We start from the raw sequence: 12,072 nt of genomic DNA on the forward strand, positions 1-12,072 counted from the left end.
TACACTGTTTGATCACAACCAGTAAACCTGCTTTTTTCGTCGAAAATTTGTACCAATCAGATGCAAATTGTTCTTAATTTTACCACGAGTATCATAACCAAAGCTCCCGACATGTAATTTTATGTCATAAATGAATAAATATTACCATGCTGAAAGTTAGACACAGGTCATAAACTGACAAAAAAAGCCGCAGGTTGCCGCTTGTTCTCTGCCAAGCGTTACCGGCTCGTAGTATATTTTCATCAAATCCTCATTGATTTCTCCTTTAACTGAAATCGATTCGTCCGATGGATCCCGGCTTGTCATCGTCACAGGATGCAGCGGACCTAATATTCACAGGTGACCCCGTTATATGAATACGCTGGAAAAGATTCAGGCCAGCCTGGATCAATTAAGCAAATCTGAGCGCAAAGTCGCCGAAGTCATCCTGGCTTCTCCCCAAACCGCCATTCACTCCAGCATCGCTACGCTGGCAAAGATGGCCGACGTCAGCGAACCGACCGTTAACCGCTTTTGCCGCCGGCTGGAAACCAAAGGCTTTCCTGATTTTAAACTACATCTGGCACAGAGCCTTGCCAATGGCACGCCTTATGTCAACCGCAACGTGGAAGAAACCGACAGCGTTGACGCCTATACCAGCAAAATTTTCGAGTCCGCCATGGCGAGCCTTGAGGTTGCCAAAAACAGCCTTGATATGGTGGCGGTCAACCGCGCCGTTGATTTGCTGACCCAGGCCAAGAAAATCTCCTTCTTCGGCCTTGGCGCATCGGCCGCCGTCGCCCACGACGCGATGAACAAGTTTTTCCGCTTCAATATCCCCGTGGTGTACTTTGACGATATCGTGATGCAGCGCATGAGTTGCATGAACTCCAATGACGGCGATGTCGTGGTACTGATCTCTCATACCGGCCGCACCAAAAGCCTGGTCGAGATGGCGCACCTGGCGCGGGAAAACGACGCCACGGTGATCGCCATTACGTCGCGTGACACGCCGCTGGCAATGGAGGCGACCCTCCCCCTGATACTCGACGTGCCGGAAGATACTGATGTCTATATGCCGATGGTGTCGCGTATCGCCCAGTTAACTCTGATTGATGCATTGGCGACTGGCTTTACCCTGCGTCGAGGGGCAAAATTCAGAGATAACTTGAAGCGAGTCAAGGAAGCGTTGAAAGAATCGCGCTTTGATAAGGACCTCACATTGCCGCACCTCTTTGATTAAGGCATGCTCTCAGCATAGCGTGATCAAGAACACAGTTCTTGATCAATCATTGCGCCCCGACGTGCGGTATCATTCCTGTTTACGGGATAGCACGGCGCACAGTATCGCCAGCCGGAATACCGCGACATCATTCCCGGAAGCACCACAGACCGGGAGCGGAACCGGCGGCAAACATCCGGGCGGTGGGAGTACCGCACGGTTTCACGCGGGAATCGAGCAGAGATGCACATCTCTGCGTCAGATTGCCCATTGAGTTGGCAACACCAATGCTTCACAAGTCAACGGAGTTATGCATGTCCAGACGGCTCAGAAGAACCAAAATCGTAACCACCCTCGGGCCGGCCACCGATCGCGACAATAATCTGGAAAAGATTATTTCCGCCGGCGCCAACGTGGTTCGTCTCAACTTTTCTCACGGCACAGCGGAAGATCACCAGCTTCGCGCCAACAAGGTGCGTGAGATTGCTGCAAAACTCGGACGACACGTCGCCATACTGGGCGACCTGCAGGGTCCTAAAATTCGTGTTTCCACCTTCAAAGAAGGCAAAGTATTCCTCAATATCGGGGACAAATTCCTGCTCGATGCCGGCCTGTCCAAAGGCGAAGGCGATAAAGAAAAAGTCGGCATCGACTACAAAGGCCTGCCCTCCGATGTCGTCCCCGGCGACATCCTGCTGCTTGACGACGGGCGCGTACAGTTGAAAGTGCTGGAAGTTCAGGGCGCCAAAGTGTTCACCGAGGTGACCATCGGCGGCCCGCTCTCCAACAACAAAGGCATTAACAAGCTGGGCGGTGGTCTTTCCGCAGAAGCCCTGACCGAAAAAGACAAAGCCGACATCCTCACCGCGGCCAAGATTGACGTGGATTTTCTCGCGGTCTCCTTCCCGCGTACCGGCGAAGACCTCCACTATGCACGCCGTTTGGCCCGCGACGCCGGCTGTAATGCCAAAATCGTCGCCAAAGTTGAGCGCGCTGAGACGGTATGCAGCGATGAAGCGATGGATGACATCATCATGGCTGCCGACGTCGTCATGGTCGCCCGTGGCGACCTGGGCGTAGAAATCGGCGATCCTGAACTGGTCGGCATCCAGAAAAAATTGATCCGCCGCGCCCGTAAGCTGAACCGCGCGGTAATCACCGCGACGCAGATGATGGAGTCGATGATCACTAACCCGATGCCGACGCGCGCGGAAGTGATGGACGTCGCCAACGCCGTACTGGACGGCACCGACGCCGTGATGCTGTCGGCGGAAACCGCCGCAGGTCAGTACCCGGCAGAAACCGTCGCTGCAATGGCGCGCGTCTGCCTCGGCGCAGAGAAAATCCCGAGCATCAATGTTTCGAAGCACCGCCTTGACGTGCAGTTCGACAACATTGAGGAAGGCATTGCCATGTCCGCGATGTATGCCGCTAACCACCAGAAGGGCGTAACGGCAATTATCGCCATGACCGAATCCGGACGTACCGCGCTGATGATGTCACGCATCAGCTCCGGCCTGCCCATTTTCGCCATGTCGCATCATGAGCACACGCTGAATCTGACCGCGCTTTATCGCGGCGTCACGCCGGTCTACTTTGACAGCGGCAACGACGGCGTCGCCGCCGCTCAGGACGCGGCGAACCTGCTGCGCGACAAAGGCTTCCTGGTTTCCGGCGATCTGGTTATCGTCACCCAGGGCGACGTGATGGGCACCATCGGCAGCACCAATACCATCCGCGTGCTGCGAGTGGAATAATGACCACCGCGTTACGCAAATAATCAGGGGGCCTTATGGCCCCCTTCGTTTTTTATCACATTCTTTACATCGCAAATCTTGGCGCGTTATTTTTTCTTGCGCCAGAGATCGTCACGCTTATACGGCTCAATCTCCCCGTCCTTACGCGTTTTAAGCAGCTTCAGGATCCAGGTGTACTGCTCGGGATGTGGCCCCACCAGTTGCTCGACCTCTTCATTCATGCGGCGCGCGATGGTGTGATCGTCCGCACCGGCGATATCATCCATCGGAGGCCGGATGTAGATATCCAGCATGCTGGTTTTGCCGTCATAAACCGGAAACAGCGGGATAATGCGCGCCCGGCACACTTTCATCAGCCGGCCAATCGCCGGCAACGTTGCTTTATATGTAGCAAAGAAATCGACGAATTCGCTATGCTCGGCGCCATGATCCTGATCGGGCAGATAATACCCCCAGAATCCCTGACGCACTGAGGAAATAAAAGGCTTAATACCGTCATTACGCGCATGTATACGCCCGCCGAAACGCCGGCGGGCCGAGTTCCACAGCCAGTCGACAAGTTTATTGCGCTGGTTATGAACCATCGCGGCCATCGGCTGCCCCTGCGATGACAGTAACATCGCGGGAATGTCCACCGCCCATCCGTGCGGCACCAGAAAAATGGCGTTCTCCCCGCTGCTGCGCAACGCGTCGATATGTTCCATACCGTGCCAGCGGGTGCGTTTCCATACCCGTTTCGGATCCCGCAACGACAGTTCGGCCATCATCAGCATTGACTGTCCGGCGGTTTCAAACATCCGGTCGATGATGCGCTCGCGCTCCGCTTCCGGCACGTCAGGCATGCAATACAATAAATTGATGCGCGCCCGGCGACGGGCGCCGCCGGCCAGCTTACCGGCCAGATAACCGGCGCCTGCCAAAATAGGATCGCGTACGCGCCCGGGCAGGTACGCCATTAATGCCATCCCCCCCACGCCGAGCCAAGTTCCCCAGTAGCGGGGTAGAAAAAAACTTTTCTCGAATTTCGGGAGGAACTCAACCTGTGTACGCTTTTCTGCTTGTGCCATGCAAAAGACTCTTCTGACTACGCCCGGTGGCGTTTGTTCTAATAATAGGAAAAACGGATAATTCTACGCGGATTCAACGGAAAAAAACAAAACAGCCGGCGTCACCGGCTGTTTTTTCTTGATGCTGTTGCTTAATTGAACTGCAACTGCGGAACGACCTGCTTAACCTGAGCCAGATATTCAGTACGATCTTGCCCCGCCAACCCGCCGGAACGCGGCAGTTTGGCCGTCAGGGGGTTCACCGCCTGATTGTTGACCCACAGCTCATAGTGGAGGTGCGGACCGGTTGAGCGCCCGGTGTTACCGGACAGAGCGATACGATCACCGCGCTTCACTTTCTGACCCGGCGTCACCAGCAGCTTCTTCAGGTGCATATAGTGAGTGGTGTACTGACGGCCATGGCGGATAACCACGTAGTTGCCCGCTGCGCCGCTGCGTTTAGAAATCACGACCTCACCGTCCCCCACCGACAATACCGGCGTGCCGACCGGCATGGAGAAGTCCACGCCTCTGTGCGGCGCAATGCGTCCGGTTACCGGGTTAAGACGGCGCGGGTTGAAGTTCGAAGAGATACGGAACTGTTTCAGCGTGGGGAAACGCATAAAGCCTTTCTCCAGTCCGCTGCCCTGACGGTCATAATATTTGCCGTCGTCGGCGCGGATCGCATAATAATCTTTACCGCTGCTGCGCACGCGCACGCCAATCAACTGGCTCTGCTCACGCTTGCCGGCCAGCGTTTCACGCGACATCAGCACCGCAAACTGATCGCCTTTCTTCAGCTTACGGAAGTCCATCTGCCACTGCATGGACTTAATCACCGCGTTCACTTCAGAGCGGCTCAACCCGGCAGCCATCGCGCTGTTGACAAAGGTTCCGTTCATCTTGCCCGCCAGCAGCTTGTTATGCCACACGCCCTGCTGGATCTCCACGCTCTCTTTAAAGTTACCGTTGACCAGCTTATAGGTGCGGGTTTCACGACGGGAAACTTCCCACGACAAACTCTGAAGTTCGCCCTCTTCGTTCAATTCCCAGGAAAGCGTTTGCCCGACCTTCAGATTACGCAGGTCACGGTTCTTGTTCGCCAGCAGCGATACGTCAGACATATCGATGCCGTACTGGGTCAAAATGCTGCTCAGCGTATCGCCGGTCGACACCACGTATTCGCGCACGCCAACGTCGGCGCCCGTTTTATCGTCGTCGTCCAGTTCGTCCTGCGGAATTTTGTCGTCTGGTAAGGGTTGGTCAAGCGGCTCGCTGGCTTCTGGCGTCAGTGCGCGCAGTTGGCTGCTCTCCAGCTGGATGGCTTTTGCAATAATACCCGGCGCAATGTAATTATCGGCGTCGTTATCAAAAGATTCGGGTTGGTAGATAAAAGGCCGCCATACGGAGACGGCCAGTGTAATTACGCTTAGTGATCCCAACAAAACCCGGTGGGGCCTGGGAAGGTTGCTGTACGCCTGAGCAATAGATCGGGCAATCTGCGGCACTCGTTATTCCTCTTTAATCTCCTTTCAGGCAGCTAAGGTACTGTTCAGACAAACGGGTTAAAAACGCCGTATAACTGTCTTTATCCAGCGCGATTCCGCTTCCCAGGGGATCAAGGGTTCCCTGCCGGACATTTGTCCCTTGCGCAACCGCATTAATGACTGCTGGCCTGAATTGTGGCTCAGCAAAGACACAAACCGCCTTTTGCTCAACCAACTGTGTTCGAATTTGATGTAATCGCTGTGCACCGGGCTGGATTTCAGGGTTGACCGTAAAATGACCGAGTGGGGTCAGGCCGAAGGTGTTTTCGAAATAAGCATAAGCATCATGGAAAACAAAATACCCTTTGCCGTGAACAGGCTGCAGCATCATACCAACTTTTTTTTGCGTCTGCTCTAATTGTTCCTCGAATTTACGCAGGTTGACATTAAGTTTCTCTCTATTTTGTGGGCTTTGTTGCAATAACTTGTCGTGAATCGCAATCGCTGCCTGTTTCGCAATAGCGGGAGAAAGCCAAACATGCAAATTATACTGGCCGTGATGATGGTCGTGATTGTGCTGATCATCAGCATTTTGCGCAAGTTCGCCGTGCATTTTCTCAGATTTATAGGAATCCGCTGAGTGTTCATCACCCTCCGGATGAATATTGCCGTGGTCATGATCATCCTCATCGGCGATCAGCAGGCTCTGCACGGCGGGCAAGCCGGTCAGCATCAGGTTTTTGTCTTTTGGCAGCGCTTCAGTCGTTTTACTTAAGAAGGCCTCCATTTCCGGGCCTACCCAGACCACCAGGTCCGCATCGCGGATACGGCGGATGTCGGAAGGCTTAAGTGCATAATCATGCGGAGAAGCGCCGTCAGGCAGCAAAATCTCGGTCTCGGTTATGCCGTCGGCAATCGCGGCGGCAATGAAGCCCAGAGGGCGTACGGAGGTCAGCACCGCCGCCTGCGCGGTCGCGATGCCGGCGCTGAACAGGGCCGTTGCGAGAAGAGAACGTTTCAGCCAGCGATATTTGCGGAAGTCAGAAATTATTTTCATAACGAAATTATAGAAAAATTAACGGGAGCGTTATATTATAACATTTCTCTCATTCTGCAATATGAAAAACATGAAGGTTTTGCAATCACTCGTCACCCTTAAGCAGGTTGCCGTCAGCTTCGGCAACCGCAAGGTATTGTCTGATATCACCCTTAATCTTTACCCGGGAAAAATCCTGACCCTGCTCGGGCCGAACGGCGCCGGTAAGTCTACGCTGGTGCGCGTGGTGCTGGGGCTGGTGAAGCCGGACGAAGGCTCACGGGTCGTACAACCGGGCATTACCATCGGCTATGTACCGCAGAAACTGCATCTCGACGCAACGCTGCCGCTCACCGTACAGCGCTTTATGCGCCTGCGTCCGGGGGTAAAAAAAGTGGATATCCTGCCCGCCCTGAACAGGGTTAACGCCGGTCACCTGCTGGAACAGCCGATGCAGAAGCTCTCCGGCGGCGAAAACCAGCGCGTCCTGCTGGCCCGCGCCCTGCTCAATAAACCGGATTTGCTGGTGCTGGATGAGCCAACCGCGGGTGTGGACGTCAACGGTCAGTTGGCGCTGTATGACCTGATCGACCAACTGCGCAAGGAACTAAACTGCGCCGTACTGATGGTTTCCCACGACCTGCATTTGGTCATGGCAAAAACCGACGAAGTGCTTTGCCTCAATCGCCATATCTGCTGCTCAGGCGCGCCTGAAGTGGTTTCCACCCATCCTGAGTTTATCGCTATGTTTGGTAATCGCGGAGCGGAACAGCTGGCGATTTACCGTCATCACCATAATCACCGCCACGATTTACAGGGTAAGGTCATCATGAATCCGAACGGAGGCCGCGGCCGTGATTGAATTGCTGCTGCCCGGCTGGCTTGCCGGGGTGTTATTGTCGCTGGCGGCCGGCCCGCTTGGCTCCTTCGTCGTCTGGCGCCGTATGTCTTACTTCGGCGATACCCTGGCCCATGCCTCCCTGCTCGGCGTGGCATTCGGCCTGCTGCTGAACGTTAATCCATTCTATGCGGTGATCGCCATCACCCTGCTGCTGGCGATGGGGCTGGTCTGGCTGGAGCGCCGCCCGTTGCTGGGCATCGATACCCTGCTGGGCATTATGGCGCACAGCGCGCTGTCGCTCGGGCTGGTCGTGGTGGCGTTGATGTCGAACGTACGGGTGGACCTCATGGCTTACCTGTTTGGCGACCTGCTGTCGGTCACCTATAGCGATCTCGTCATGATTTCCACCGGCGTGGTCGTGGTGCTGGGCCTGCTGTGGTGGCGGTGGCGTGAGCTACTTTCAGTCACTATCAGCCCGGAACTGGCGTATGTGGACAACATCAGCCTGGACCGGATGAAGATGCTGCTGATGCTGATTACCGCGCTGACCATCGGCCTGTCGATGAAGTTCGTCGGCGCGCTGATCATCACCTCATTGCTGATTATCCCGGCCGCCGCTGCCCGGCGCTTTGCGCGTACCCCGGAACAGATGGCGGGCATCGCGGTAATTACAGGTATCCTGGCCGTCACCGGCGGGCTGACCTTCTCTGCCTTTTACGACACGCCGGCCGGGCCGTCGGTGGTGCTGTGCGCCGCCGTGATGTTCCTGCTCAGCCTGCTGAAGAAACAGACTGTTTGATCCCCGGCCGGGCGTGCTGTTGCTGCGCCCGGCTTTCCTTCCTGTTACGCAACGTCCTTAAATTCCATTCGTTTAATCTCCCCGACCACCAACAGGTAGCACAGCATCGCCGCCAGCGCCGAAATACCAACGAAAATCAACGCACCATTAAATGAATGCAGCTCTTTCACCAGATAGCCGATCACCAGCGGCGTTACGATAGACGCGATATTGCCGAAAGCATTAAAAATGCCTCCGCACAGGCCGGTCGCTTCCTTCGGCGCGGTGTCCGCGATAATTGGCCAGCCCAGTGCGCCAAAGCCTTTACCGAAAAACGAGAGCGCCATAAACGTTACGATCAGCACCTCGCTTTGCGTGTAATTACACATAATGATGCTCATCGCCAGCAGCATCCCAATCACAATGGGCGTCTTCCGCGCCGCCGTCAGGCTCAGGCCGCGCTTCAGCAGCCAGTCTGACGTCACGCCGCCGAGTATCCCGCCGATAAAACCGAATATCGCCGGCACGGAGGCGATAAACCCGACTTTCAGTATCGACATCCCCCGTTCCTGCACCAGATAGATCGGAAACCAGGTGAGGAAAAACCAGGTAATGGTATTAATGAAATATTGCCCGAGAAATATCCCCACCAGCATGCGGCTGCCCAGGATCTGACGCACGTATTTCCCCGCCGGAACTGTTTTTTTGGTCTGTTTTTTACTGCTGTGGTCCATATCGATCATGGCGCCGCCCTGCCTGATGTACTCCAGCTCACGGCGGGAAATACCGGGGTGGCCGGTCGGATTGTGTACGAATTTCACCCAAATCCAGGTCAGGATAAAACCAATAACGCCCATCACGGTAAAAACGTGTTCCCAGCCCCAGGCATAGGTCAGCCACCCCAGCAGAGGCGAAAAGAGCGCCAGCGCGAAATATTGACCGGCATTAAAACATGACGACGCGGTTGCCCGCTCCCGGGTAGGAAACCAGGCCGCGACAATGCGCGCATTGGCCGGAAAGGAAGGCGCTTCAGAAAAGCCAAGCATAAAACGCAGTATAAAAAGCGAGCCGGCAACATAAGCCAGCGGAATAAAGCCGACAAATCCCTGTAAAAAAGTAAACAGCGACCAGAAAAACAGGCTGTAGGTATACACGGTCTTAGAACCGTAGCGATCCAGCAACCATCCGCCCGGTATTTGCATGATGAGGTATGCCCAGCCGAAAGCGGAGAAAATAATCCCCATATCACCGGCATCCAACCCCAGCTCACGCGAAACCGCACTCCCTGCAATAGAAAGCGTGGCCCTGTCGGCATAATTCACGCTGGTGATCAAAAACACAATAACGAGGATCACGTAACGAACGTGACTATTACTTTTTTCTGGTACAGAAGACAGGCTCATTATTAGCCACTCCTTAGTTAAGGTTGCCTTTTATGATTATTCCGGCGGCTACGTTTCCGCAGAGGTTTAAAAGCATGTGCTTGCTGTTCCGGCGACGATATTTATTTCCGTCCGAAATGATGAGTCAGTAAACGTGTATCTAAATTCACGGGAGAAATAAATTCTCCCGTGACTGAGGTAATAATTTATATTTTCATTCTATTTAATTCATGCGATGCAACCGTCCAGTTTTTCACCTGTTCATGCAGCGTCAGCCCTAACCCCGGACGCGAGGGGACAATCATTTTCCCTTCACGAATTTCCAGACGCTCGTTAAATACCGGCTCAAGCCATTCAAAATGTTCGACCCAGGTTTCATGGGCATAGGCGGCGGCCAGATGAATATGGATTTCCATCACAAAATGCGGCGCCATCATCATTCCGCGTTGTTCCGCCACCTGCATGGCTTTTAAAAACGGCGTGATCCCGCCGACGCGCGGGGCATCGTGCATGATCAGATCAATGGACCCCTGTTGCATATAGGCAAGCACCTCATTCGCGCTGGTCAGCATTTCTCCGGTGCCGATCGGCGTGTCCAGCGCGGCGGCAAGCGCGGTATGCCCTTCAATGTCATAGGCATCGAGCGGTTCTTCAATCCACTGCAGGTTATATTGTTCCAGCGCCCGTCCCATCCGTAACGCCGTGGTTCTGTCCCATTGCTGGTTAACGTCGACCATCAACGGCACATTGTTACCCAGCCCTTTGCGGATGGCCTCCACGCGCCGCAGATCCAGCCGCCGATCCGGATGCCCCACCTTGATTTTGATGCCGCCGATTCCCCGCGCAAGCGAAGTCGTCGATTTATCCAGAATCTCATCCACCGACGCCTGCAGGTATCCCCCCGAGGTGTTATAGCAGCGCACCTCATTGCGATAGGCGCCCAGCAGCTTGGCCAGTGAAACGCCGGCGCGTTTGGCCTTCATGTCCCACAGTGCGCTGTCGAAGGCCGCGATGGTTTGCGCTGCCAGGCCATAACGCCCGATAGACGCGCCCGCCCAGGAGAGCTTGTTCCACAACCGCTGGATATCATTGGGATCTTCGCCAATCAATAACGGCGCAATCTCTTTGGCGTGCGCAAATTGCGCCGGCCCGCCTGTGCGCAACGTATAAGTAAATCCCAATCCCTCCAGTCCCGATTCCGTTTCTATTTCCGCGACCAGCAATGAGACCTCTTTTAAAGCCTGCTGACGGCCGGTAAGAACTTTGGCGTCGCTGACCGAATTATTCAGAGGAACAATAATAGAATAAAGCCTTATTGAACGAATAGGATCAATGGATGAATTACTGCCAGGTACAGTCATGGATCAGTCCCCAATTAAGTAATAAGATTTTTACTTCAACTAAATAAGTCATTTCATTGTTATTATCTGCCCGGCTATTAAGCATGAGCATTATTAACGTTTGACGAATAAAATCAGTCAGACATCCAACATTTGAAATAACTCCAAGTCATGAGTGCTCACATCTTGTACATTAATAATTATGCTGTCCAATCTAAATCCAGAATGAATTAATATAAAAGGAGTATGAATGCTGGACCTGAAGCAAATACAGTGTTTTGTCAGCGTTGCGACCGAATTGAATTTCTCCGCCGCTGCCCGGCAGCTGAATATGACCCAGCCGCCATTAAGCCGTCATATTCAGCTTCTTGAGCATCAGCTCGGCGTACGGCTGTTTGAGCGCTCTACACGTACGGTCAAACTCACCGCCGCCGGCCGCCTTTTTTACGCCGAAGCCCAGAGCTTGCTGGAGAAAGCGCATTCCGCCATGCTGAACGTGCAACGGGTGGTCATGGGCGCGATGGGGAATGTCACCGTCAGCTTCGTTTCCACGGCGACCTACGATTTCCTGCCCAGCGCGATCGCCCAATGCAGCCATCTCTGCCCAGACATCAACATCACGCTCAAAGAGATGAATACAGCCAAACAGCTGGAAGCGCTGCGTCTGCACCAGACGGATCTCGCCATTGTCCGCGAACCCTTCATTCATCCGGACTGCAACTGTGAGACGCTGCTACAGGAAACCTTCACGCTGGCGCTGCCGGCACAGCATCCCCTGGCGCAGAAAGCCGGCAAGCTCAGCCCGCAGGCGCTGGAAAATCAGCCTTTCATCATGTATGCGTTTTCCGCCTGGCAGCCGTTTTATGAAACCCTTACCGGAATGTTCCGCTCGCTGGAGGTACGCCCGCGCTATGTTCAGTACATTGGTTCTACGCTGACCATTCTCTCCCTGGTTAACGCCGGACTCGGGCTGGCGCTGGTGCCTGAAAGCGCAGCCGGCATCCATTTCAGAAACGTGGTATTCCGGCGGGTAACGCTACCGGCGGACATCCGCAGTTCGTTATATTTGATTTATCGCCGGGATAATGACAATACGGCATTTGAGACGGTGCTGAAGCACATCAGAGAGGCGGTTAAAAACGCGAATCAGAACAGGGAAGAAAATGAAGCGCCTGCGCGCTGAGTCAGCGGCAGGCCTGCTTGC

The 12,072-nt window shown here is 54.4% G+C and carries 10 protein-coding genes; 5 read left to right on the forward strand and 5 right to left on the reverse strand.

Annotated elements, in window-relative coordinates; translation table 11 throughout:
• Positions 1–352 precede the first annotated feature (352 nt).
• Both C8D90_RS03985 and pyk read left to right on the forward strand, forming a co-directional pair.
• A complete protein-coding gene (locus C8D90_RS03985) occupies positions 353–1,222 on the forward strand; it encodes a MurR/RpiR family transcriptional regulator (protein WP_115457086.1) in 870 nt (289 codons plus the stop codon).
• A gap of 293 nt (positions 1,223–1,515) precedes the next feature.
• Positions 1,516–2,958 carry a pyruvate kinase gene (gene pyk / locus C8D90_RS03990; RefSeq protein WP_115457087.1) on the forward strand — a complete coding sequence of 481 codons (1,443 nt, stop codon included), beginning with the start codon at positions 1,516–1,518 and terminating at the stop codon, positions 2,956–2,958.
• Positions 2,959–3,044: 86 nt separating this feature from the next.
• Here pyk and lpxM read toward each other — a convergent pair whose 3' ends face one another.
• The 3 genes from lpxM to znuA all read right to left on the reverse strand — a co-directional run bounded on the left by lpxM (position 3,045) and on the right by znuA (position 6,548).
• A complete protein-coding gene (gene lpxM, locus C8D90_RS03995; RefSeq protein ID WP_115457088.1) occupies positions 3,045–4,025 on the reverse strand; it encodes a lauroyl-Kdo(2)-lipid IV(A) myristoyltransferase in 981 nt (326 codons plus the stop codon).
• 131 nt (positions 4,026–4,156) lie between these two features.
• Positions 4,157–5,512, reverse strand: coding sequence for a murein DD-endopeptidase MepM (gene mepM, locus C8D90_RS04000; RefSeq protein ID WP_115457089.1), 1,356 nt, complete (start codon positions 5,510–5,512; stop codon positions 4,157–4,159).
• Positions 5,513–5,525: 13 nt separating this feature from the next.
• The gene (gene znuA / locus C8D90_RS04005; RefSeq protein WP_115457090.1) at positions 5,526–6,548 is read right to left on the reverse strand and encodes a zinc ABC transporter substrate-binding protein ZnuA; all 1,023 of its coding nucleotides are present in this window, start codon (positions 6,546–6,548) and stop codon (positions 5,526–5,528) included.
• A 79-nt stretch (positions 6,549–6,627) separates the two neighbouring features.
• Here znuA and znuC point away from each other — a divergent pair, with 79 nt between their 5' ends.
• Entirely contained in the window at positions 6,628–7,389 is a 762-nt protein-coding gene (znuC, locus tag C8D90_RS04010; RefSeq protein WP_115457273.1) for a zinc ABC transporter ATP-binding protein ZnuC, read from the forward strand.
• Positions 7,382–8,167 carry a zinc ABC transporter permease subunit ZnuB gene (gene znuB, locus C8D90_RS04015; RefSeq protein WP_115457091.1) on the forward strand — a complete coding sequence of 262 codons (786 nt, stop codon included), beginning with the start codon at positions 7,382–7,384 and terminating at the stop codon, positions 8,165–8,167. The genes znuC and znuB overlap by 8 nt, the downstream gene beginning before the upstream one ends.
• 44 nt (positions 8,168–8,211) lie before the next feature.
• Here the strand turns inward: znuB and C8D90_RS04020 are convergent, their stop codons facing one another.
• Both C8D90_RS04020 and C8D90_RS04025 read right to left on the reverse strand, forming a co-directional pair.
• Positions 8,212–9,549, reverse strand: a complete 1,338-nt coding sequence (locus tag C8D90_RS04020; protein WP_115457092.1) for an MFS transporter — start codon at positions 9,547–9,549, stop codon at positions 8,212–8,214.
• A gap of 185 nt (positions 9,550–9,734) precedes the next feature.
• Positions 9,735–10,889, reverse strand: a complete 1,155-nt coding sequence (locus C8D90_RS04025; protein ID WP_115457093.1) for an L-talarate/galactarate dehydratase — start codon at positions 10,887–10,889, stop codon at positions 9,735–9,737.
• Between the two features lie 229 nt (positions 10,890–11,118).
• Between C8D90_RS04025 and C8D90_RS04030 the strand changes: the two genes are divergently transcribed.
• Entirely contained in the window at positions 11,119–12,051 is a 933-nt protein-coding gene (locus C8D90_RS04030) for a LysR family transcriptional regulator (RefSeq protein ID WP_115457094.1), read from the forward strand.
• The last annotated feature ends 21 nt before the right edge of the window (positions 12,052–12,072 follow it).

The organism is Enterobacillus tribolii (assembly GCF_003363015.1).
Classification (GTDB): Bacteria; Pseudomonadota; Gammaproteobacteria; order Enterobacterales; family Enterobacteriaceae; genus Enterobacillus; species Enterobacillus tribolii.